This is a genomic window from Rhizobium sp. PDO1-076, from assembly GCF_000247475.1.
In the GTDB taxonomy this organism is placed as follows: Bacteria; Pseudomonadota; Alphaproteobacteria; order Rhizobiales; family Rhizobiaceae; genus Allorhizobium.
Genome location: NZ_AHZC01000408.1, coordinates 1 through 21,987, shown reverse-complemented (window position 1 = coordinate 21,987; position 21,987 = coordinate 1). Strand labels below are relative to the sequence as shown.

Genomic DNA, 21,987 nt, shown 5'->3' with positions numbered 1-21,987 from the left:
ACCGCTCCATGCGCCAATCCTTGTCCCTCCATCGTCTGATTCTCGCCGCTTTCACAGGGCTCGCGCTCGCGACGGCGCCTGCCGCGCATGCGCAGGATGCAGAGGATGGCATGGAGATTGGCGATGCGCCGGCAATCAGGCCTGCCGAGCCCGAAGACGCCGGAAAGATTGATCGCGGCCAGCGGCCAAGCAGCAGCGCAGGTGATGCGACGACGCTGGACCGTGCCGACCGTGATGCCGCGCCGCCGGAAACGAAATCCGGTCGCGATCAAGGCAAGTCCGGCAAGGGCGGTCGCGAAGAGGAATTGCAGGGGATCAACATCTATCTGCGCATGGGGACGCCGCTGCCCGATCCGCCGAAAGAAAAGGAATTCTCCGGGGAACCGGACGAGGCTTATGGCGCCTTCCAGCGCGGCCTGTTTCTGACGGCGGTCGACAAGGCACTGCCGCGTGCGCAACTCGGTGATCCGGCGGCGCAGACATTGCTGGCGGAGATCATGTCGCGCGGGCTTGGCGTCAAGCGCGACCTGAAAGGTGCGAGCTTCTGGTATGGCCAGGCGGCACAGGGCGGCGAACCCTCGGCAATGTTCAAATATGCTCTTCTTCTGATGGAAGGCAAATACGTCGCGCGCGACAAGGCGAAGGCCGACGAATACATGCGCAATGCCGCCGATGCAGGCAATGGTTCGGCGCAGTTCAATTGGGCGCAGATCCTGGTGTCGGACAATCCGGGCGTCCGGGGTCTGACCATGGCCATGCCCTATTACGAAAAGGCGTCGGAGCAAGGTATTGCCGATGCGCAATATGCGCTGGCCCAGGTCTACACGGCCTTGAAGGATGTGCCTTCAGAGAAGAAGGCCAAGGCCCGCGACTGGCTTGAGCGGGCGGCAAAGGCCGGCTTCGATACGGCCCAGCTCGATATCGGCATCTGGCTGGTCAATGGCATCAATGGCCCGCGCGACTATGATGAGGGCTTCCGCTGGCTGAGCATTGCCGCCAAGCGCGGCAATGTGGTGGCGCAGAACCGCTTGTCGCATCTCTATATCAATGCGCTGGGCACACGGCCCGACCCGGTAGAAGCTGCCAAATGGTATGTGCTGTCGCGTCGTGCCGGCCTGACAGATCCAACCCTTGAGGACTTCTATCTGGGTCTGAACGAGGAACAGCAGAAGCAGGCGATCGACGGGGCCAATCGTTTCCGTCGGAGCTGACAAGGTTCGTTTGGGAAGACGACCGCTTGGGGGAGCGGTGGCATGGACATCTTCGATCTTTTCCAGCGTCTGGGTCTTGCGATCGCCATCGGTGCTGCCGTCGGCGTCGAGCGTCACTGGCGCGAGCGTGACGAGCCGGAGGGTGGACGAACAGCCGGGATCCGGACGTTTACCCTGATCGGGATGACGGGAGGCCTGGCCGGGCTGATCGAGCGGGCGGTTTCGGGGACGCAATACCCGGGGCTGGTCGTGACCGGTTTCCTGCTCTGCGTCACCGCGATCATCCTGCGTTTTGGCCTGATGGAGGCGCAGGCGCAGAAATCCTTCAGCGCCACGACCGTGATTGCCGCCGTCGCGACATTCGGCCTGGGAACGCTCTCGGTCATCGGCGACATGGTCTTGGCGTCTGCCGGCGGTGCGGCGATGGTTGCGGTTCTGGCGAGCCGCGAGTTTCTGCACGGGGCGATCCGGCGACTGAAATGGGAGGAATTGCGCTCGGCGGTCATTCTTCTGGCCATGACATTCGTGCTGCTGCCGCTGATCCCGGCCGAGCCCGTGGGGCCTTTCGGCGGAGTGTCGCCGCGCAATCTGGTGGTGCTGGTGATCGCGCTCGCGTCAATCTCCTATGTCGGCTACGTGGCGGTCCGCATGCTCGGCCAGGGGCAGGGCGACCTGGCGGCCGGCGCCGTCGGCGGTCTCGTTTCATCAACAGGCACGACGCTTGCGCTTGCGCGGCGAAGTATTGATGCAGTCTCGTCAGCAGGGCTTGCCGCCGGAGCGCTGGTTGCCGGTGCCGTTTCGCTGGTGCGCACTGTGTTTCTGATGCTTGCGCTTTCGCCCTTGCTGGGATGGTCCGTGTTGCCGGGGCTTTTGGCTGCCGCGCTGGTGATGGTCACTGCGGCGCTGTTTTTCGTCCGCTGGCGTGAGCCCGCCGGCAAGGGAGACCTGCCGGCCAACCCGTTCGAAATCGGCTCTGTCATCCGCATGGCGCTGCTGATCACTGCTGTCGCTTTTCTGGCGCGGGCGGCAAGCCAGGTCTTCGGCGATGGCGGGCTTTATCTCGTCTCTGTGCTTTCGGCCTTTGCCGATGTCGATGCGGCGACAGTGACGATTGCCGGCATGGCGGATCGGCTCAGCCCGGACGTCGCGGTCGAGGCGGTCGGCCTTGCCGTGGTTGCGAACATCGCGGCGAAGGCGCTCTACGCCGCGGGCACTGGCAGCCGGAGCTTCGCCGCCAAAGTGGCTGTCGGTTCGCTGCTTGCCGTGTGTGCTGGCCTGGTGGTCCATTGGGCGGTCCACTGGGCGGTGCATTGGGATGCGGGGCTGATGTGAGCCTCGTGCATGGCCGGATGGCGGGTTGCCCCTTGAAATCCGGCAATTTTTGTGGTCTTGAACCGCGCAACCGCTGCCGCGCGCAAGCGCCGCTCTCGTCGCTTCCTTAAGGCGACCACTGAATTTCAAGGATTGTCACCGAATGGCCCGTTCAGCTCTTCTCAACGTCATGGTTCAGTCCGCCATCAAGGCGGGCAAGTCGCTGGCGCGCGACTTCGGCGAAGTGCAGAACCTGCAGGTCTCCGTCAAGGGCCCGGGCGACTTCGTTTCGCAGGCCGATTTCCGGGCCGAAAAGATCGTGCGCGAGGAGCTTTTGAAGGCGCGTCCGACCTATGGATTCCTCGGCGAGGAAAGCGAAGAGATCAAGGGCACCGATGGCGCGCATCGTTGGATCGTCGATCCGCTTGATGGCACGACCAACTTCCTGCACGGCATTCCGCAGTTTGCCGTCTCGATCGCGCTGGAGCGCAATGGTGAGATCGTCGCCGGCGTGATTTTCAACCCGGCGACGGACGAGCTCTACACGACCGAAAAGGGCGGCGGCGCCTTCCTCAACGATCGCCGCATCCGCGTCGGCGCCCGCAAGGTGCTGTCGGATTGCGTCATCGGCTGCGGCGTGCCGCATCTCGGTCGTGGCCAGCACGGCAAGTTCCTCGTCGAATTGCGCCATGTCATGGGCGAAGTCTCCGGCGTGCGGCGCATGGGCGCGGCTGCGCTCGATCTCGCCTATGTCGCTGCTGGTCGCCTGGATGGGTTCTGGGAAACCGGTCTCAACATCTGGGATGTTGCTGCCGGTGTGCTGCTGATCCGCGAAGCCGGCGGTTTCGTCTCGGACATGAAGGGTACACAGGACATGTTCGAGACCGGTGCCGTGATCGCCGGCAACGAGTATATTCGCAAAGCCTTGGAAGAAGTGATTAATCGTCCCGTACCGAAGGCGTAAGAGCTTTCAAAACGGGGCTGTATGACGCGGCTTTCCGGCTTCAATTCGTCTCATTTTTCTACTAGCCTTCGGGACTGAGATTCCCCGGAGGTTGAGTACACATGGCGAAAGTGAAGCTGGCGGACCTGGAAGTGGGCGAAACCCGAGCAGGGGAATACGGCCAGAAGCTCTCCAGCCCGATGCCTTTCTTCACCACAATGGTCATCTTCCTGATCATCGTCGGTTTCATCGCGGCCATCCTGTATCGACAGGCCCACGCGGCCTTCATCACCAACCCGGGGCTGAACGGCCTCATTCTGGGTGTTCTGGCGGTCGGCATCATCCTGGTGTTCAACCACGTGCTGGCACTTCGCCCGGAAGTGCGCTGGTTCAATTCTTTCCGTGCCGCAGGCAATGATTTCGACCGCGTCGGTCGTGACCCGCGTCTGCTTGCGCCGATGAAATCGCTGATCGGCGGTCGTCGCTCGATGGCGATTTCCAGCACCGCGCTCCGGTCCATTCTCGATTCGATCGGCACGCGCCTGGATGAATCACGCGACACGACACGCTATCTCGTCGGCCTGCTGGTCTTTCTCGGCCTGCTCGGCACCTTCTGGGGTCTGCTGGGCACGATCGCGTCGATCAACGACGTCATCCAGTCGCTTGATCCGTCGTCCGGCGACAGCAATGACGTATTGACCGCGCTGAAGAGCGGTCTGACCGCGCCGCTGGCCGGCATGGGCACGGCGTTTTCGTCCTCGCTGCTCGGCCTGTCCGGCTCACTGGTCCTCGGCTTTCTCGATCTTCAGGCGGGCCGCGCGCAGAACCGCTTTTATACGGAACTGGAAAACTGGCTGTCTTCCGTGACGGACCTCGATTCCGAACTGGCGGTCGTTTCCGACGGCAGCGGCGCGGTCGCCAGCGAAGATGTGAAGCTGCTGCTTGTCGAGGTTGCGCGGCTTGCCAATCGCGACGGCGGCGACACGAGCAACAGCGAACGGTCCGTTGCTGCGATTGCCGGACTGGCAGAGGGCATCCAGGGGCTGGTGAAGAACATGCGCAACGAACAGCAGATGCTGCGCGACTGGATCGAGGCGCAGCAGGAGGACGCCCGCGCGATGCGCAAGACGCTCGACCGGCTGAACGACAAGATCGGTGGGACGAAGTAAATGGCGCTCGGCCGCAACCGGCGCCGGGAGCGCTCCGTCGATTACTGGCCGGGCTTCGTCGATGCCCTGTCGACGCTGCTTCTGGCGATCATGTTCCTGCTCACGGTCTTCGTCCTTGCGCAGTTCATCCTGAGCCGGGAGATTTCCGGCAAGGACGAGGTGCTGAACAGGCTGAACAGTCAGATTGCCGAACTCACCCAGTTGCTGGCACTCGAAAAGAGCGGCAAGCAGGATCTCGAAGACACGCTTGCCAGCCTGCAGTCGTCGCTCGCATCCTCGGAAAGCGAGCGCACCCGGCTGCAGCAGCTTCTGGAGAGCGGAACCGGGTCTGCCGATGCGGCCAATGTGAAAGTCGGCAGGCTCACGCAGGAACTGGACGCGGAAAAACAGGTCAGCACCCGGGCGATGAGCCAGATCGAGTTGCTCAACCAGCAGATCGCCGCTCTGCGCGCGCAGATCGCCGCCATCGAGGAGGCGCTGCAGGCATCGGAAGCCAAGGATGCCAATTCCCAGGCGAAGATTTCCGATCTCGGCCGCCGGCTCAATGTGGCCTTGGCGCAGCGGGTCCAGGAGTTGAACCGCTACCGGTCCGACTTCTTCGGCCGGCTGCGGGAAATCCTGTCGGACCGCGAAAACATCCGCATCGTCGGTGACCGTTTCGTCTTCCAGTCGGAAGTGCTTTTCCCGTCCGGCGGCAATGTGCTCAATCCGGCCGGCGAGGTCGAGATGGCCAAGCTGGCCACGGCCCTGCTTGATCTGGCGCGGGAAATTCCGCCGGAGATCAACTGGGTTCTGCGTGTCGATGGTCACACCGACAATGTGCCGCTCGCGGGAACGGGTCGGTACGCCGACAACTGGGAGCTTTCGGCTGCGCGCGCGATCTCGGTGGTCAAATATCTGATTGCCCAAGGGGTTCCCGCAAACCGTCTGGTCGCTGCCGGTTTCGGGGAAAACCAGCCGATTGCCGAAGGCGACAGTGTCGAGGCGCGATCCTTGAACCGTCGCATCGAGCTGAAACTCACCGAACGGTGAAATCCGGTACTGTACAGTTCTATACCCACCTTATTTGAGGATTGTATTACGTGCGCGTAAGCGTAAGACTGCCTGTTGTTGGAGGACATCATGCAGCATTTCGATATTCTGGTCATCGGTGCCGGTCTGGCCGGTCTTGTTGCAGCCACCGAAGCCGTGGATCGCGGGCTGAAGGTCGGCATTGTGGATCAGGAGGGTGAGCAGAACCTTGGAGGCCAGGCCTTCTGGTCTCTGGGTGGCCTGTTTTTCATCGACAGTCCCGAGCAGCGGCGGATGGGCATTCGCGACAGCTTCGATCTGGCGCGGCAGGACTGGTTCGGCTCGGCCGGGTTCGATCGCACCGAGGATTTCTGGCCACGGCAATGGGCCGAGGCCTATCTGCATTTTGCGGCCGGCGAGAAGCGGAGCTGGTTGAAAGCGCAAGGGGTGCGCTGGTTTCCGGTGGTCGGCTGGGCCGAGCGCGGCGGAGCGCTCGCCACAGGGCATGGCAATTCGGTGCCACGTTTTCATGTGACATGGGGCACCGGCCCGGGCGTGCTTGCCCCCTTCGTGCAGCGCGCAAGGGCTGCGGCAGTTGCCGGCAAGCTCACCTTGCTGTTCCGTCATCAGGTGGACCGTCTGGTCGTCACCAATGGCGCGGTCACAGGCGCTGCCGGTTCAGTTCTGGCAGGCGACGCGACGCCGCGGGGCGCCTCCAGTTCGCGCAATGTGGTCGGCAGTTTCGAGGCAAAGGCCGGAGCCGTCATCGTGGCGTCTGGTGGCATAGGCGGCAACCACGATCTGGTGCGCAAGAGCTGGCCGGTCGAGCGGCTTGGACTGCCGCCGAAATCGATGGTCGCGGGCGTGCCGGCCCATGTCGACGGACGCATGCTGGGGATCACGCAGGTCGCTGGTGGCGAGATCATCAATGGCGACCGGATGTGGCACTATACCGAGGGTCTGCGTAATTGGGATCCAATCTGGCCAAACCACGGGATCCGCATCCTGCCGGGTCCGTCGTCGTTCTGGTGCGATGCCGATGGCAACCGGTTTGCAGCGCCTGCCATGCCCGGCTTCGACACGCTGGCGACGCTGAAGGCGATACGGGCACGCGGCGATGACTATTCCTGGTTCATCCTCAACAAGGCGATCATCAAGAAGGAATTTGCCCTCTCCGGTTCAGAGCAGAACCCGGACCTGACCGACAAGGACCTGCCACTGCTGCTGAAGCGGCTCGGCAAGAACCCGCCGGGTCCGGTGCAGGCCTTCATGGACAAGGGCGAGGACTTCGTCGTCCGCGACACGCTCGAGGATCTGATCTCGGCGATGAATGCTGTGAGTGGCGAACATCGCCTGGGCATCCATCATGTCCGGACACAGATCGAGGCACGCGACCGGGAGATCGACAACAAGTTCAGCAAGGATGCGCAGGTCACGGCCATTCGCGGTGCGCGCAACTATCTCGGCGACAAGCTCATGCGCACTGCCAAGCCGCATCGGCTGCTCGATCCCAAGGCGGGGCCGCTGATCGGGGTGCGCCTGCATATCCTGACCCGCAAGACTTTGGGCGGTTTGCACACCGATCTCGACGGTCGGGTTTTGTCGCGCGACAACAAGCCGATTGCGGGGCTCTATGCGGCGGGTGAAGTGTCAGGCTTTGGCGGCGGTGGCATGCATGGCTACAATGCGCTGGAAGGTACCTTCCTCGGCGGCTGCCTGTTTTCCGGACGGGTTGCCGGCAGAGCCGCCGGAGGGTGATCCGGCGGACTGTTTCTTTCCTGCCTGCTGAGGTCGCAATCAGTCCATCTGCACGTTGGCGTCACGCACGACAGGTGTCCACTTGGCCATCTCGGCCTTGACGTGGGCTGCCAGTTCCTCGGGGCTCGATGCGACGACGGTTGCGCTGAATTCCTTCATGCGCTCGACGACAGCCGGATCGGCCATGGCGACTTTCGCGGAGGCGTTCAGGCGGTCGACGACGTCCTTTGGCGTGTCTTTCGGGGCGAACAATGCGTTCCAGGTATAGGTCTCGTAGCCGGGGATGCCCGCCTCGGCCATGGTCGGCACGTCGGGGAAGGATGGCGCCCGTTCAGCCGTGGTGACGGCCAGCGCCCGCAATGTGCCAGCCTTGATGTGGCCGGAGGAGGACGGAAGGTTGTCGAACATGATCGGCACCTGGTTGCCGATCACATCGGTCAGGGCCGGGCCGGAGCCTTTGTAGGGCACATGCTGCATCTTGACGCCGGCCATGGCGTTGAACAATTCGCCTGACAGATGCAGCGGAGTGCCATTGCCCGACGAGGCATAGCTGTACTTTTCCGGCTCGGCCTTCAACAGGGCGAGCAATTCCTTGACGTCTTTCACCGGCAGTTGCGGGTTGACGACCAGAACGTTCGGCACGACGACGAGCAGGGAGACCGGGGCAAAATCGGTTTCGGCATCATACGGCTTGTTCTTCAGGATCAGCGGATTGAGCGCATGGGTGGCGACTGTGCCCATCAGGATGGTGTAGCCGTCCGGTTCTGCGCGTGCGACATTTCCAGCACCGAGGCTGCCGCCGGCGCCGCCGACATTCTGCACCACGACCTGCTGACCGAGATCGGTCGACATGCGCTCGGCAATGACCCGGGCGACGACGTCGGTCGAGCCGCCGGCGGCAAAGGGCACGACCAGAGTGACCGCGCGCTCGGGAAATTCGGCCTTTGCCGTACCGACCGACACAACGCCGGCCAGCAGGCCCGCCGCGATTATGGATTTAACGAATGACATGAACATTCCTCCCGTCATGTGTTGACTATCCGGCGGCCACAGCTCCTCCCGCGATCCATCCGGACAGGGGTGATTGTCGCGTTCCGGTGATACCGAACAACGGCAATGCGCTGTGGTTGTAGGACGGCTGCACGTCTTTGGCGGGGGATGGGTGGATTCCTGCCCAAACGGGCGCAAACATGGGTGAAAATCCACCCATGTCTGTTCATCGTCCGAGCAGTCTTGCGCTGGTGCGTTATTGCGCCGCGGCGGTGAAGTCGCGTCCGCCGGTCTCGAACTGTAGACGGGCCAGCTTGGCATAGAGGCCACCCTGCTGGATCAGGCTCTGATGCGTCCCCTGTTCGACGATATGGCCGTCGTCGAGCACCAGGATGCGGTCGGCCTTGAGGACGGTTGCCAGGCGATGGGCGATAACGATCGTCGTGCGGTTATTCATCAGGCCATCGAGCGCTTTTTGCACCAGCGTCTCGCTTTCGGCATCCAGCGCCGAGGTCGCTTCGTCGAGCAGCAGGAGCGGGGCGTCGCGGAGCAGCGCACGCGCAATGGCAATGCGCTGGCGCTGGCCGCCGGACAGGGTGATACCCCGTTCGCCGACCACGGTGTCGAAACCGTTCTCCAGCCGGTTGATGAATTCGCTCGCCTGGGCAGCTTCCGCGGCCGCCTCGACCATCCGCCGGTCGGCGTTCGGTGTGCCGAAGGCGATGTTGTCGTGGATCGACGAGGCGAAGATGGTGACGTCCTGCGGCACGATCGCGGTTCGGGCGCGCAAGGCCTGCGGATCAACCGTTCGGATATCGGTACCGTCGAGATAGACGCTGCCTTCGGACGGATCGTAGAAGCGCAGGATCAGCGAAAAGATGGTGCTCTTGCCGGCGCCCGACGGGCCGACGATCGCCACGGTCTCGCCGGGCGCAACGTTGAAGGACAGGCCCTTGAGGGCGGACTTCGCTGTGCGGGACGGGTAGGCGAAACGCACGCCGTCGAATGTCACGCGACCCTCGGCCGGTTGCGGCAAGACTGCGGGATGCAAAGGCGCGGCGATGGCCGGATGCTCGGCGAGCAGTTCGGTCAGGCGCTCGGCGGCACCAGAGGCCTGCGAGAGCTCGCCCCAGACTTCCGACAGCGTGCCCAGCGAGCCGCCGGCAATCACCGAATAGAGCAGGAACTGGCCCAACGTGCCGGCAGACATCGTGCCGGCCAATACGCTTTGCGCGCCGAACCAGAGGACGGCGACGATGCTGCCGAAAATCAGCGCAATGGCGACGCCGGTCAATAGCGACCGTGACTTGATCGCGGCGCGGGCCGCTTCATAGGCGCTTTCCACCGCTGAGCCATAACGCAGGCGCGCCATTTCCTCGGCATTGAAGGCCTGCAAGGTCCGGGCGGAGCCGATCATTTCGCCGGCGAAGGTGGAGGCCTCGGCCAAGGTGTCCTGGGCCGTGCGGGAGCGCTTGCGGACGGAGCGGCCAAAGGCAACCAGCGGGAAGACGATGATCGGGATTGCGGCCAGCACCATGATCGACAGGCGCGGGCTGGTGTAGATCATCATGGCGATCGCGCCGAGACAGAGAATCGAATTGCGGAGCGCAAGCGAGGCCGTGGCGCCGACTGCCGATTTCAGCTGAACCGTGTCCGCGGTCAGGCGGGAAACGATTTCCCCCGACTGGTTGATGTCGAAGAAGGATGGCGACAACCGTGTCACATGGGCGAACACGTCGCGACGCAGATCCGCAACCACACGCTCGCCGATGGTGATGACGAAATAGTAGCGCATGGCGCTGGCAACGGCGAGGACCACGGCCATGACGATCATCATGGCGAAGTATTTGTTGATAAAGCCGCTGTCGGAGGCATTGAAGCCGTGATCGAGCATGCGCCGGATGGCAATCGGCAGGGCAAGCGTGGTGGCCGCGGCAAGGCCGAGGAAGATGACGGCGCCGGCGACCAGTCTGCGATATCGTTTCAAATAGGGCAAGAGACTGCTGAGCGGCTTCAGAGAGCGGCGTTTCTTATCGTTGTTTTCGGCTTCCAAGGTCACGCGGCATTGCTCCTGACAGTGCTTGCAGGCTTTCGTGCCATGGCACTTGTTATCCCTGCGCCCTTCATGTATAGGCACGGCATCGAATTGGGAAGCCGTGGCCTGATCGGACTGCGGCATCATGTATTGAATAGGTCTCGCTGACGCAATTGCGGCATATGGACCCTACCGGCACAGCAGGAATAGAGCGATGAAGGCTGACATCCATCCCGACTACCACGTCATCAAAGTCGTCATGACCGATGGCACCGAATATGAAACGCGTTCGACCTGGGGTTCGGCTAACGCGACCATGAACCTCGAAATCGATCCGAAGTCGCACCCGGCTTGGACCGGCGGCAACCAGCAGCTGATGGACCGCGGCGGTCGCCTTTCGAAGTTCAACAAGCGTTTCGGCGGCCTCGGCCTCTAATCGCTGCGAATTCCGCAAGAATACAAAAAGGCCCGGTTTTTACCGGGCTTTTTTCGTTGCACAAATTGGCAAGGTGAGCGGACGCCCGGTCAGATCGCGGCCAGCCGGTCGGCGACCTCCTCGAGCGCAAGATCGTGCTTTGCTGCGAGCGTCATGCCGAATTCGATCAGGGCCTTGATATTGCCGGGGCTGGCGTCGTCCAGCGCATCATTGACGCCGATGAGCGGCGCGTCCAGCCGGAAATAGTTCAGCGAGCCGCGATTGGCCATGGTGACGATGGTCGCGCCGTCGGTAAATTTCGGCGGAGTGCGGTTCAACAGCTTGTTCAACTGATAGGACGCCGTGCTGGCCTGTCCCTGCATGAAGACGGAAATCAGCGGCGTGTCATTGGCCGGACTGATCCAGCCGCCGGCACCCCAGTTCTTCGCTTGCTGGTAGGGTATCTTGCGGTTGGCGGATCCCGTTCCGAGCGAAAGGAAGATCATCTCCTCGTTCTTGTCGCGCCAGCCGAGCTTGCTGCCTTCGACATAGGCGGCCATGGCCGGGTCGTTGGCGAAGACGCCGCCATCGACCATCGGGATCGACGGAACTGCGCCATGGCTCTGTGCGGCAAGATCCTCGACCAGCGCCGGCTCGAAATAGGTTGGGGCTGCCGATGAGCCGCGCACCGCCTGCCAGAAATAGAAGCGCTCATGCTCGGGATCGGCATTGGTCATGAAGACCGCCCGTCGCGTGTGGATGTCGTAGGCGGTGATCAGGACCTTGGTCAAAGCCTGGGCAATCTCCGTCGATTTGCCGAGCATGTCGATCAGGATCTTTTCCAATGCCGTGGCATCATAGTGTTCGTCAAACAGGCCACCGAGATTGGCGAGTTTGCGGAACAGGGACTGATCGAAGATCGCCGGCCCTTTGCTACGATACAGTTCGAGCAGCTTCGCTGCATTGGCGACCGGCTGGTCGGGATGGCTTGGCTTCGGGCAGGTGAGGCCCGCAGCGATGATGGCACCGGTCGATGTGCCGGCGATCAGGTCGAAGTAACGATAGAGCGGCAGCGTCTTGCCGCGGGTCTTGAGCTTGTCTTCCAGTACGGTCAGTACGGCTGCGGGGACGGCGCCGCGAATACCGCCGCCGTCGATCGAAAGAATGAACTTCGTCATGATGCCCTCCCTTGGATTGCAAGAGAGTGTCACCTTTATTTAAAGTTGTAAATATCCTGGAAAATACCTTGAGGTGCACGGTTAACAAAAAGCCCGGTCATGCAGGCGCATGCCGGGCTATCGTATCATTTCAGATCGTCTTGAAGCGGGCGTGGTTCAGCCGGCGTTGAAAGCCGTGCGCAGCAGGTTCAACTGTGCCTGCACGCTGTTTTCATTGTCCGGCAGGAACTCTTCTTCCTGCGGGCGGTAGATTTCGCGGTCGAGCAGGGCGATGCGGTTCTGCAGGCGCAGCGAGCGTTCGACGAGGTCACGGAAGGATTCCGGCAGGTCGAGCCAGCCCGGTGCCGTACGGTCGACGTTGAAGCCATCCAAGCGTACCTTGCTCTTTTCGGACAGAACCTGATCGCGGCTCATTTCGCCGTTGTTGACGGCGCGCTGCAGCAGCAGCCAGGAGGCCATCTGCATAAGACGGGTGGTAAGGCGCATGGATTCGGCTGCGTAGAGCACAGAGGCCTGGCGTGGCAGGACCTTGGCGGCGGCGCGGCCAGGACCGTCGAGGTAGGCGGCCGTTTCTTCGACCAGGCCCATGCCCTCGGCATAGGTCGCCTTGAACTGGCTGGATGCCGCTGCGCGACCGGCGAAGCTAACCGTATTCAACCCGAGTTCCGACATGGATGTTTCCCTGTAAAACGCATCACTATTGTACGTAACGGCAGCGGTGCGATCTTGTTCCTGCCGCATTTGGTGAGGCTACGATGCTACCAATACCCCAAATGCGCAAGGCGTTTCTTAAGGAAGGGTTAATTCCCACAATTTTGCGGTTACTTTACGGCGCAAAGCAAAAAAAGAGCCGCAAACGCGGCTCTCAAGGTAAAACAGGGAGAAAATCAGACCATCGCCGTTAGGTGAAACTGCCTGAATCCAGGAGGACTGGATGAGCTTAGTTTCCATGAAAAGAGTTAACGCTAAGTAAATTCATTCGGGAGAAATGGATCTTTACAGACCAGCTCGGCGAATAATCGCATTTTCAGGTTTTATACTTTGGGTCCGAACAGGCTATCTGCCGCCTTGCGACCGGCTTCCTTGCGGTCGATCTCGCTCCTGATTCGGCCGATTTCCTGCTCCAGCAGCGCGATGCGCTGGCGCAGTTCGTCGGCCGAGATCGCTGACAGCTCAGCGCCGATCTCGTGGTTTGTCTTGACCTGGCGTGGTTCGTCTTCGCAGTTCATGCGCGCACCTCTTCACCCGATTGCTGTTCCTGGCCGTCCTGATCGCGCAAAGGTGTGGCGCGTGGATCCAGCTGCAGGCTTTCGGCGGTGCCCATGGGCGAGGCGCTGATCGGCAGGTTCGGCATGTTCTCACGGTCGGCGGCCGGGATCGCTGCCCGCAGGCGGCTGCGATAGATCGCATAGGCGGACAGCGTCAGATGCGCCATCGCCGTGACGGCAAATAGCGCGTAGGGTCCCATCAAGGTCATCACCGGTCCACCGAGGGTCGGTCCGATAATCGTGCCGATACCGAAGAGCAGCAGCAGGCCGCCGGAGACTTTGACGAACTCGTCGGCTCCGGCGAAGTCGTTCGCATGGGCGACGGCGATCGGATAGAGCGCGTTGGCGGCTGCACCATAGATCGCGACAAACAGGATCATCATGCCGGGATCGGTCGGACGGAAGATCAGCAGGATCAGGGCGGCCAGCGCGGCCAGCAGCGAAAGGGCCGCCAGCACATAGCGGCGATCGATGCGGTCAGAGAGCTTGCCGGCCGGAAACTGCATCAAGGCACCGAGGAAGATGGTGACGGACAGCATGATGGCGATGGTGCCGGCATCAAGCCCGGCACGGGTGCCGAAGACTGCGCCGAGCGTGCCATAGGCGCCATTGGCGATGCCGATGAGCAGGATGCCGATGAAGGAGACGGGTGAATTGCGGTAGAGGTTCGGCAGATCGATCTTGACCGATTTCAAGGGCTGCGGGCTTGCGGCCGTCGACATGGTCGTCGGCATGATGGCGAAGCAATAGACAATGCCGCAGATCATGAACAGGATGGTGGTCTCGGGGTCGAAGACGCCAACCAACATCTGGCCCCCGACCACGCCGAGCAGTGTGATCGAGATGTAGAGCGAGAAGATCATGCCCCGGCTCTCGTTCGTGGCGCGCTCGTTCAGCCAGCTTTCGACGATCATCGAGGTGCCTGCGGTGCAAAAGCCGGTGATGGCGCGCAGGAGTACCCACCAATGCGCGTCGACCACGATGCCGGTCAACAGCGCGATGACGGCAATCAGCGACACGAAGGTGGAAAAGGCCCGGACATGGCCGACGCGCATGACCAGTTTCGGGGCGGCGAAACAGCCAATGACGAAACCGGTTGCCCAGGAGGTGCCGAGCAGGCCGAGCACTTCGTTGGAATAGCCCTCGACGGCGCCGCGGACGGGCAGAAGCAGACCGTGCAATCCGTTTCCAAGGAAGAGGAAGAGCGTGCCCAGAAGGAGGGCCGCAACCGGCAAAAGATTTCGTCTCATGGCAATGTCTTGTCGATTGGGGTTGGCAGGGCTTCCGAGCGGAGCGCGAACTACAACGTCACAGTAAATGCATGTTCCTACTGTTGTCTGAATGGAACCGCAGCTTGCAGAATTTCTTTCTGGAAGGCAAAAGTGACGGCGTTGTGGCCGCATGTGTCGGCCGCCTGGGAAGAATGATGACCAAAGCCATCTCCGCCTTTTTGATCCTTGCGATGCTCATCCAGGTGATCAAACCGCTCGGCCTGCCGGGTTTGCGCCGACGTGGCGATTTCTGGAAGCTTGCGGTGGTCGCCTTCGTGATCTGGTCGATCACGCTTCTGGCGCGCGACCTGACCTGATCAGAGACGGATCGTGCCGCGCGTCACTTCGACCGAGGCGCCCGAGACGGTGACGTCAAAAAAGCGACCGTCCGTGACATTGACCTGAAGTGTGATCAGGCTGCGGCGCCCCATCTCGACGCCCTGTTCGACGAGAAGCGGCCGGCTTTCCGGATCGGGCACGAGCGTCGTCAGGAACGCACCGAGTGCTGCCGACGCGCTGCCGGTCGCCGGATCTTCGGCGACGTTGTCCAGCGGGGCAAACATGCGGGCGCGAACGTGGTTCTCGCCAATCCAGGTATAGAGGAAGGTGGCGCAGTCGCAGTGTTCGTCGGCATAGGTTTCGCACAGAGCCCTGATCGGCTCGATGCGCGAGGCGGCGCGGGCGAGGGCGGCGAGGTTTGCCACTTCGATCAGGATGAATTTGAGGCCAACCGAAGCGAATGTCGGCAGATGCCTGGCTATCTCGATGTCGGCCGGTGCGAGCCCTATGCAGGGTGCCATCTCATCAGCCGCAATACTGGCGCCGACCGTCAGCGGGCCAGGCGCGCGGATGGTGGTCGTTGCAAGTTGGCCGTGGCCGGCCCGTTGAACGGAGACCTCGATGAGGCCGGCCTTTTCCTCGAAGATCAACTGGTCGGATAGGACCTGTCCGAAGAGTTCACCCATGCCGGCCAGCACGAAAGCCGTGCCAACATTCGGATGGCCGGCAAAGGGAACTTCCGTCACCGGCGTGAAGATACGGACTTCCGCGCTGTTGGCCGGGTCTTTCGGCGGCAGGACGAAGGTCGTTTCGGAATAGCCGAATTCAGTGGCGATCTTCTGCATGTCCGCGTCGCTCAATCCCCTTGCATCGGTGATGACGGCCAGCGGATTGCCGGAGAAGCGCTCACTGGTGAAGACATCGACGGTGACGAAGGGGATTTCGCGCATGGGTTTTCCGGCCTTGGCTGGATCTTCGGGTTTCAGTGCGTCTGCCAGGCCGCGACCGGGAAGACACGGTCATAGGTCCAGTTGAAGACGAAGGCATAGACCATGTAGAACAGCGCAAACGCGACGTCCATCACCAGTGCCTGCCACAGGCTGATGCCGAGATACCAGGCGATGAAGGGCATCAGCACCAGTAGAAGCCCGGCCTCGAAGGCAGCGGCATGCAGAACCCGGACGACAAGCGTTTTCTGCGTCGTGCCGAGAAAGCGCTGCATCAGGTGATCGAAGCCGATATTGTAGAGATAGTTCCAGAGCGTCGCGATGGTGGCGCTGCCAATGCCGACGACGCCGATATCGGAAACCGGCATTGCGAAGGCGAGCGCGCCGAGCGGGATGACGATGGCAAGGCCGATCAGCTCGAAGCTGATGGCGTGGCGGATACGGTCGCTGGTGGTACGCATGGGATACTCCCGGAAATGATAGCCGGGTCGTCCCGCAATCGTGCCCATAGTGGGGAGGTCGTCCTCAACAGTTCATATAGGACGGACGGGTGGCGGGGACAAGGGTGAGTGGTTTAGCGCGGCAGCACATCCATGCTTCGGGTGTCGCCTTTACCACACCGGGGCGAGCGAGGCGCCATCCTCGTGATACAGGCAAGCATGCTGTTTTCAATTCTCACCCAATGGAAATAGGCCCGGCGGTCAAGCCGGGCCCTGAGCCGGACAGTTGAGGTCAGACCTTGCTGACACTCGCGGCGTAGATCCGGTCGATCGTATCGGCAATGCTGGCGTTGAATTCGGCATCGCTCATCGAGACGCGCAGCTTTTCGGTGAGGGCACGCGAGAAGCTTGCGATCATGTCGTGGTTGTGGCTGAGCTTTTCGCAGGCATCGGCCGTGCTGTAGCCGCCGGACAAGGCGACGACGCGGGCGACCTGCTTATGCGCGGCCAACGGCGTGTAGAAATCGGCAACCGTCGGGATCGTCACCTTCAGCATGACGGTTTCTCCGGCCGGGAGCTTGTCGAGATGGTTGGCGATCTCGTCGCGCAGAATGGCTTCGGCTTCCGCCTTGGTAGGGCTCTTGATCGAGACTTCCGGCTCGACGATCGGGATGAGGCCCTGGCCGATAATCTGGCGGGCCACTTCGAACTGCTGCTTGACGACGGCTGCGATGCCCGCCTTGTCGGAATTGGCGATCACGGACCGCATCTTGGTGCCGAAAATGCCCTTTTCGCGGCCGCGGATCAGAAGTGCATCGAGATCCGGCATCGCCTTCATCATCTGGACGCCGTTTTCCTCGTCGAGGAGACCTTTGTCGATCTTGAGGAAGGGCACGACGCCGCGCTTTTCCCAGAGATAGGTCGGAACAGCCTGACCTTCAGCCTCGCCGTCCATGGTCCGCTCGAACAGAATGGCGCCGATGATCTTGTCACCGGTAAAGGCAGGCGCGCGCATGATGCGGACGCGCATCTCGTGCATCAGGCGAAACATCTCCTCGTCGCCCTGATAGTCTGATTCGGAGATGCCGTAGAGGCTCAACGCTTTGGGTGTCGAACCGCCGCTCTGGTCAAGCGCCGCAATGAAACCTGGCGCCGAGCTGATCTTGTTCAACATCTTTGCGTCCACCATATCTGACTCCTATCCCTGGACATGGCGCCTAGCGCGCTCACGTATGTTCACTGTTTTGCGATCAAGCAGCAAGGGCTGCTGATCAGACTCCGGATCGGTTTCTTCGAAACCTTCAGGTGTTTCCAGCCTTGGAAAACCAAGATGATACCGGCGATAACAGAACTTCCGTGGTGGGAAAATGGTAGCCTAAACTATTGAAACGATTGAAATCATTTCAATCGGTTGAAAATTCAAAGTTTTTTAAATGATACACCGGCGCGACATTCGTTCCATGCCGCGCCGGCGATTTTTGCGTTTATTTCGACGCCGTCAGAACGGCAACGCCCGGCAGTTCCTTGCCTTCCATCCATTCGAGGAAGGCGCCACCGGCGGTGGAGACATAGGAAAAGTCGTGGGCAACGCCGGCATGGTTGAGCGCCGAGACGGTATCGCCGCCGCCGGCGACGGAGACGAGATTGCCGGCCCGGGTCTCTTCGGCGGCATGTTTTGCCGCCGAGACGGTTGCCGTGTCGAAGGGGGGGATCTCAAACGCGCCGAGCGGGCCGTTCCAGACCAGGGTCGCACCCTTGGAGATCCAGGCATTGATCGCCTCGACCGATTTCGGACCGACATCGAGCATCATGGCGTCGGCCGGGATGGCGGCGATGTCGACGATCTCGTTTTCGGCATTGGCCTTGAATTCGCGGGCGACCACGCCGTCGACCGGCAGAACGATGGCGCAACCGGCGGCCTTGGCGGTTTCCATGATCGCGCGGGCGGTGTCGGCCAGGTCATGCTCGCAGAGCGACTTGCCGACATTGATGCCCTGGGCGGCGATGAAGGTGTTGGCCATGCCGCCGCCGATCACCAGCGCATCGACCTTGGTCACCAGATTGGAGAGCAGGTCGATCTTGCTCGAGACCTTGGCGCCGCCGACGATGGCAACAACCGGGCGGGTCGGCTGGCCGAGGCCCTTTTCCAGGGCTTCGAGTTCAGCCTGCATGGTGCGGCCGGCATAGGCCGGCAGGTAATGCGCGAGACCTTCGGTCGACGCATGGGCGCGGTGGGCTGCCGAAAAGGCGTCGTTGACATAGATGTCGCCGTTCTTGGCCAGTTCGGCGGTGAACTCGGGCGTGTTCTTTTCCTCGCCCTTGTGGAAACGGGTGTTTTCCAGCAGCAGGATGTCGCCGTTGTCCATCTTGGCAATCGCTGCCGTTGCCGCTTCGCCGATGCAATCGACCGCGAAAGCGACGCGCTGGTCGAGCACTTCCTCGACGGAGGGGGCGATCAGGGACAGCGACTGGTCGGCGACCGGTTCACCCTTGGGGCGGCCGAAATGGGCAAGAAGGATGACCTTGGCACCCTTTTCCGACAGTTCCTTGATGGTCGGGGCGACGCGCTCGATGCGGGTGGTGTCCGAGACCTTGCCGTCCGTGACGGGCACGTTGAGGTCGACGCGCACAAGCACGCGCTTGCCTGCGATGTCGGTGAGATCGTCGAGTGTCTTGAAAGCCGGCATGGAAATACCCGTCGTTATTGCGGTTGAACTGGGTCAATACCAGTCATCACTGGTATGTCGGGCCGGACCTTACACCGCCCGCAGGGTGACGCAAGGCGATCAAAAGACTATTTTTCCACCTGGCTTTCGGCGATGCGCGCGGCACGCTTGCGCCGCAGATAGTCGCGCAGGGCATGGGCCAGTTCACGAATATTCAGGAAAATCGGCAGCGTGGTGGCCGGGGCCACGGGCTCCATGGAAACCCCGACGGATGCGATGTGTCCCAGTTCATCGATGTCGCGCACGATCAGCACGATCGTGCCCAGGCGCACCCGATCGGCATATTCGCCGCGTCCGCCAAGGCGCTGGATGATCAGTTCGGCGACGGTCTTGCCGCGCTCCGAATCGCTGACCGAAAGCGGGCCATAAGCATCGTCGAGGTTCTGGACCAGGGTTGTCGGCGCGATTGCGAAGGTTCCGAAGAACTCGCCGTCATCCTCGGCAACAGGGGCTGCCGAAGCAAAGAGGCGGTCGAGCAGCTTGGCATAGGCCGGCACGACGAAGAGATAGACATTGTCGTTCTCGCGCAGGCGGCCGGCATACTGGTAGCGCATCGACTTGCCGTCCCGAATGACCAGCGAGGGCATGGCCCAGCGCGGAATGCGCTCGCCGCCCAGGATCGGGCTGCCGGCGACGACGCGGTAGGCGAGCAGTTCGTGATTGGCCGATCCGGGCAGATCGAGTTCGACCTTGTCGATGGCGCCGATGCGCGGCGGGATGATCAGGCCGAGCTTCTTGGCGACCGGCTTGATCGTCCAGCCCTGCACGACCAGCGAGATCATCACGACGATGAAGGCGGTGTTGAAATAGGTATGGCTGTTTTCCAGATGGCCAATGACCGGCACGATGCCGAGCAGGATCGAGACCGCGCCGCGCAAACCGATCCAGGCGATGAAGCCGGTTTCGCGCTGGGTAAAGTCGAAGGGCAGGAGGCAGAGCCAGACGGCGAGCGGTCTGGCGATGAAGACGAGGAACAGGCCGAGCACGATGGCCGGCAGCAGGATGTCGAGGAATTGCGAGGGTGTGGCGAGCAGGCCGAGCACGAGGAACATGATGATCTGGGCGAGCCAGGTCATGCCGTCCTGGAAGCGGCTGATCGACGTGGTCGCCGGCAGCTTGCGCGAACCGGCATAGATACCGGCGACATAGACGGCGAGAAAGCCGCTGCCGCCAATGGTGCCGGTGAACGCGAAGATCATCAGGGCGAGCGCCAGCAGGAAGATCGGCGCCAGACCGCGCTCGACCTGCATGCGCTTGAGGACGAAGACGATGACCGCGCCGCCGATCAGCCCGACGACGAGGCCAAGGCCCATCTGCTTGAGGAACAGCAGCAGCAGTTCGAGATCAAGGCCGCTATAGCCGGCGCCGCTCGAGATCAGTTCGACAAGCGCGATGGTCAGAAAAATCGCCATCGGGTCGTTGGTGCCGGATTCGACTTCGAGCGTGGAGCGCACCTTGTCGCGGATATTGATGCCGCCGATGCGCAGCAGGAAGAAGACGGCGGCTGCATCGGTGGAGGCCAGGATGGCGCCGAGCAGCAGGCCTTCGAGATAGGTCAGGTCGAGCAGCAGATGGGCGGCGAGGCCGAACAACAGGGTGGTGACGAGCACCCCGATGGTCGCCAGCGTCAGTGCGGGCGATGCCGACAGCCTGAAGGATTGCAGTGATGTGCCATATCCCGAGTCGAACAGGATGATGGCAAGCGCGACCGAACCGATGACGTAGGCGAGGGAGAAGTTGGACAACTCGATACCGAGACCGTCGGTGCCGGCGCCCAGGCCGATCAGCAGGAAAAGGAGAAGCAGCGGTGCGCCGAAGCGGAAGGCGATCAGGCTCGAAAAGGCAGCCAGAAGAACAAGCGCTGTCGCCACCAAGGTGACCGCATAAAATTCGTCCAATCCCTTACCCTCTTGCCGCACATCCGATCATACGCCGCCAAGTGTCCTGCGCCATGCCGAGGCTGTCAAACCGAGGCAGGTTGGCATCGCCCCGTTTTGTGCCGGGAGACATGTTTTCTAAAAGAACAAACAGGAGTGCCGAACGGCAGGAACAGGGATGTCAGGAAATCATGATGAGAGTAGGGCGGCTTTCAAAAAAGACATGGGAAAGAATGCCTTATTGAAGCCGGCGAAGCGGGCATTGTGGTCGTATCACGGCTTAATGCGGCCGGAGTTCGAGGTCTGCAAATAGGCGCGCGACGGCGGCTTCTGACAAAGGCTTGGTGAGAAATCTCGATCCGGATGGAAGCAGGTCCGTGTCGGGGTGGTAGCGGCCGGAAATGACGATGATCTTGCAGGCGGGCGCCTGGCCATGAATGCGGTTTGCCAGTTCCAATCCATTCATCGACCCCGGCATGTCGATATCGGTCAGCAGGGCGGCGATGTCCTGGCTGTTTTGAAAGACCACCATGGCCTCGTCGGCATTGGCGGCATCGATGACATCGAAGCCTGCATCCACCAGGATATCGACCAGGTCGAGCCGGATCAAACCATCGTCTTCCACCACCAGTAAACGCGTTTTTTGTGCCTGTGCCACGATCAATGCTCTTGTTGAAATCCGGCCAGTTCCGCCGAAATGATTAAGTTGAAACCCTCCGGGGCATAGGTGAACTCGACCTTGCAGTCGGCCGTGCCGGCAAGCCCCGCCTTTATCAGGCGCGTGCCGCTGCTTTCGCTGACGGGACTGATGACCGGCGGGCCGCCGCTCTCCCTCCAGACAAGGTCGAAGCGGTCCTGATGGGGACCCATGACCCCCCATGTCAGGTTGACGCGGCCTTCCGGGACCGAAAGCGCCCCATGTTTCAGCGCATTGGTCGCAAGTTCGTGCAGGATGAGCGACAGCGACAGCGACGACCGCGAGCCAATCTTGAGGTTGGGACCCGATGTCGAGATCCGCGGCGCGTTGGGATCGTCGTGCAGCGAAATCATCTGTGCGACGAGGTCGCCCACCCTGGAAGACCCGTTGCCACCCTTGATGATCGCATCATGGGCTAGCTGAGGACNCCGATGCGGTCAGACAGCGTCCTGCGCGCGGTC

General features: G+C 61.7%; 21 protein-coding genes. 8 read left to right on the top strand and 13 right to left on the bottom strand.

The genetic code is table 11. The annotated features are described in order from the left end of the window. The first annotated feature begins 8 nt into the window (after positions 1 to 8). From PDO_RS22065 to PDO_RS22040, 6 genes are all read left to right on the top strand, one after another. A complete protein-coding gene (locus tag PDO_RS22065) occupies positions 9 to 1,211 on the top strand; it encodes a tetratricopeptide repeat protein (RefSeq protein WP_037075075.1) in 1,203 nt (400 codons plus the stop codon). A gap of 42 nt (positions 1,212 to 1,253) precedes the next feature. Then, the gene (locus PDO_RS22060; protein ID WP_007607103.1) at positions 1,254 to 2,543 is read left to right on the top strand and encodes an MgtC/SapB family protein; all 1,290 of its coding nucleotides are present in this window, start codon (positions 1,254 to 1,256) and stop codon (positions 2,541 to 2,543) included. Positions 2,544 to 2,685: 142 nt separating this feature from the next. Next, positions 2,686 to 3,486 (top strand): inositol monophosphatase family protein, encoded by an 801-nt coding sequence (locus PDO_RS22055; RefSeq protein WP_007607101.1) that lies wholly within the window; start codon positions 2,686 to 2,688, stop codon positions 3,484 to 3,486. Between the two features lie 101 nt (positions 3,487 to 3,587). Further along, positions 3,588 to 4,634: a hypothetical protein gene (locus PDO_RS22050; protein ID WP_007607099.1), complete on the top strand. Its 1,047-nt coding sequence runs from the start codon at positions 3,588 to 3,590 to the stop codon at positions 4,632 to 4,634. Then, positions 4,635 to 5,666: a peptidoglycan -binding protein gene (locus PDO_RS22045; RefSeq protein WP_007607097.1), complete on the top strand. Its 1,032-nt coding sequence runs from the start codon at positions 4,635 to 4,637 to the stop codon at positions 5,664 to 5,666. It begins immediately after the preceding gene. A 90-nt stretch (positions 5,667 to 5,756) separates the two neighbouring features. Beyond that, positions 5,757 to 7,403, top strand: coding sequence for an FAD-binding dehydrogenase (locus tag PDO_RS22040; RefSeq protein WP_007607091.1), 1,647 nt, complete (start codon positions 5,757 to 5,759; stop codon positions 7,401 to 7,403). A 39-nt stretch (positions 7,404 to 7,442) separates the two neighbouring features. Here PDO_RS22040 and PDO_RS22035 read toward each other — a convergent pair whose 3' ends face one another. After that, complete coding sequence (locus tag PDO_RS22035; protein ID WP_037075073.1) at positions 7,443 to 8,420, bottom strand: tripartite tricarboxylate transporter substrate binding protein; 978 nt, start codon at positions 8,418 to 8,420, stop codon at positions 7,443 to 7,445. Between the two features lie 229 nt (positions 8,421 to 8,649). Beyond that, on the bottom strand, positions 8,650 to 10,452 hold the full coding sequence (locus PDO_RS22030) for an ABC transporter transmembrane domain-containing protein (RefSeq protein ID WP_007607078.1): 1,803 nt from the start codon (positions 10,450 to 10,452) through the stop codon (positions 8,650 to 8,652). Positions 10,453 to 10,642: 190 nt separating this feature from the next. Between PDO_RS22030 and rpmE the strand changes: the two genes are divergently transcribed. Further along, entirely contained in the window at positions 10,643 to 10,864 is a 222-nt protein-coding gene (gene rpmE / locus PDO_RS22025) for a 50S ribosomal protein L31 (protein WP_007607076.1), read from the top strand. 89 nt (positions 10,865 to 10,953) lie between these two features. On the opposite strand, the gene PDO_RS22020 is transcribed toward rpmE, so the two are convergent. The 4 genes from PDO_RS22020 to PDO_RS22005 all read right to left on the bottom strand — a co-directional run bounded on the left by PDO_RS22020 (position 10,954) and on the right by PDO_RS22005 (position 14,539). Beyond that, positions 10,954 to 12,021: a patatin-like phospholipase family protein gene (locus PDO_RS22020; RefSeq protein ID WP_007607074.1), complete on the bottom strand. Its 1,068-nt coding sequence runs from the start codon at positions 12,019 to 12,021 to the stop codon at positions 10,954 to 10,956. 156 nt (positions 12,022 to 12,177) lie between these two features. Further along, a complete protein-coding gene (gene rcdA, locus PDO_RS22015; protein WP_007607063.1) occupies positions 12,178 to 12,693 on the bottom strand; it encodes a protease adaptor protein RcdA in 516 nt (171 codons plus the stop codon). 362 nt (positions 12,694 to 13,055) lie between these two features. After that, positions 13,056 to 13,250 (bottom strand): DUF1192 domain-containing protein, encoded by a 195-nt coding sequence (locus PDO_RS22010; RefSeq protein ID WP_007607061.1) that lies wholly within the window; start codon positions 13,248 to 13,250, stop codon positions 13,056 to 13,058. Then, complete coding sequence (locus PDO_RS22005; RefSeq protein WP_007607060.1) at positions 13,247 to 14,539, bottom strand: MFS transporter; 1,293 nt, start codon at positions 14,537 to 14,539, stop codon at positions 13,247 to 13,249. Before PDO_RS22005 ends, PDO_RS22010 begins: the two co-directional genes overlap by 4 nt. 176 nt (positions 14,540 to 14,715) lie before the next feature. Here PDO_RS22005 and PDO_RS28665 point away from each other — a divergent pair, with 176 nt between their 5' ends. Beyond that, positions 14,716 to 14,877 carry a hypothetical protein gene (locus PDO_RS28665; RefSeq protein ID WP_192814385.1) on the top strand — a complete coding sequence of 54 codons (162 nt, stop codon included), beginning with the start codon at positions 14,716 to 14,718 and terminating at the stop codon, positions 14,875 to 14,877. Here PDO_RS28665 and PDO_RS21995 read toward each other — a convergent pair whose 3' ends face one another. From PDO_RS21995 to PDO_RS29200, 7 genes are all read right to left on the bottom strand, one after another. After that, a complete protein-coding gene (locus PDO_RS21995; protein WP_007607058.1) occupies positions 14,878 to 15,789 on the bottom strand; it encodes a PhzF family phenazine biosynthesis protein in 912 nt (303 codons plus the stop codon). Positions 15,790 to 15,821: 32 nt separating this feature from the next. After that, positions 15,822 to 16,247 carry a PACE efflux transporter gene (locus PDO_RS21990; protein WP_007607057.1) on the bottom strand — a complete coding sequence of 142 codons (426 nt, stop codon included), beginning with the start codon at positions 16,245 to 16,247 and terminating at the stop codon, positions 15,822 to 15,824. A gap of 271 nt (positions 16,248 to 16,518) precedes the next feature. Further along, the gene (locus PDO_RS21985) at positions 16,519 to 17,415 is read right to left on the bottom strand and encodes a fructose bisphosphate aldolase (protein WP_007607056.1); all 897 of its coding nucleotides are present in this window, start codon (positions 17,413 to 17,415) and stop codon (positions 16,519 to 16,521) included. Positions 17,416 to 17,710: 295 nt separating this feature from the next. Further along, a complete protein-coding gene (locus tag PDO_RS21980) occupies positions 17,711 to 18,913 on the bottom strand; it encodes a phosphoglycerate kinase (RefSeq protein ID WP_007607055.1) in 1,203 nt (400 codons plus the stop codon). 107 nt (positions 18,914 to 19,020) lie between these two features. Continuing rightward, positions 19,021 to 20,850 (bottom strand): potassium/proton antiporter, encoded by a 1,830-nt coding sequence (locus PDO_RS21975; protein WP_007607054.1) that lies wholly within the window; start codon positions 20,848 to 20,850, stop codon positions 19,021 to 19,023. Between the two features lie 259 nt (positions 20,851 to 21,109). Further along, a complete protein-coding gene (locus PDO_RS29205; protein ID WP_007607053.1) occupies positions 21,110 to 21,487 on the bottom strand; it encodes a response regulator in 378 nt (125 codons plus the stop codon). 2 nt (positions 21,488 to 21,489) lie between these two features. Next, a complete protein-coding gene (locus PDO_RS29200) occupies positions 21,490 to 21,900 on the bottom strand; it encodes a hypothetical protein (RefSeq protein ID WP_007607052.1) in 411 nt (136 codons plus the stop codon). Positions 21,901 to 21,987 lie beyond the last annotated feature (87 nt).

Excerpts from the sequence above, each read along its gene's own strand:
- PDO_RS22065 (WP_037075075.1), top strand. The coding sequence starts at position 9 with ATGCGCCAATCCTTGTCCCTCCATCGTCTGATTCTCGCCGCTTTCACA.
- PDO_RS22060 (WP_007607103.1), top strand. The coding sequence starts at position 1,254 with ATGGACATCTTCGATCTTTTCCAGCGTCTGGGTCTTGCGATCGCCATC.
- PDO_RS22055 (WP_007607101.1), top strand. The coding sequence starts at position 2,686 with ATGGCCCGTTCAGCTCTTCTCAACGTCATGGTTCAGTCCGCCATCAAG.
- PDO_RS22050 (WP_007607099.1), top strand. The coding sequence starts at position 3,588 with ATGGCGAAAGTGAAGCTGGCGGACCTGGAAGTGGGCGAAACCCGAGCA.
- PDO_RS22045 (WP_007607097.1), top strand. The coding sequence starts at position 4,635 with ATGGCGCTCGGCCGCAACCGGCGCCGGGAGCGCTCCGTCGATTACTGG.
- PDO_RS22040 (WP_007607091.1), top strand. The coding sequence starts at position 5,757 with ATGCAGCATTTCGATATTCTGGTCATCGGTGCCGGTCTGGCCGGTCTT.
- PDO_RS22035 (WP_037075073.1), bottom strand. The coding sequence starts at position 8,420 with ATGTTCATGTCATTCGTTAAATCCATAATCGCGGCGGGCCTGCTGGCC.
- rpmE (WP_007607076.1), top strand. The coding sequence starts at position 10,643 with ATGAAGGCTGACATCCATCCCGACTACCACGTCATCAAAGTCGTCATG.
- PDO_RS22020 (WP_007607074.1), bottom strand. The coding sequence starts at position 12,021 with ATGACGAAGTTCATTCTTTCGATCGACGGCGGCGGTATTCGCGGCGCC.
- rcdA (WP_007607063.1), bottom strand. The coding sequence starts at position 12,693 with ATGTCGGAACTCGGGTTGAATACGGTTAGCTTCGCCGGTCGCGCAGCG.
- PDO_RS22010 (WP_007607061.1), bottom strand. The coding sequence starts at position 13,250 with ATGAACTGCGAAGACGAACCACGCCAGGTCAAGACAAACCACGAGATC.
- PDO_RS22005 (WP_007607060.1), bottom strand. The coding sequence starts at position 14,539 with ATGAGACGAAATCTTTTGCCGGTTGCGGCCCTCCTTCTGGGCACGCTC.
- PDO_RS28665 (WP_192814385.1), top strand. The coding sequence starts at position 14,716 with ATGACCAAAGCCATCTCCGCCTTTTTGATCCTTGCGATGCTCATCCAG.
- PDO_RS21995 (WP_007607058.1), bottom strand. The coding sequence starts at position 15,789 with ATGCGCGAAATCCCCTTCGTCACCGTCGATGTCTTCACCAGTGAGCGC.
- PDO_RS21990 (WP_007607057.1), bottom strand. The coding sequence starts at position 16,247 with ATGCGTACCACCAGCGACCGTATCCGCCACGCCATCAGCTTCGAGCTG.
- PDO_RS21985 (WP_007607056.1), bottom strand. The coding sequence starts at position 17,415 with ATGGTGGACGCAAAGATGTTGAACAAGATCAGCTCGGCGCCAGGTTTC.
- PDO_RS21980 (WP_007607055.1), bottom strand. The coding sequence starts at position 18,913 with ATGCCGGCTTTCAAGACACTCGACGATCTCACCGACATCGCAGGCAAG.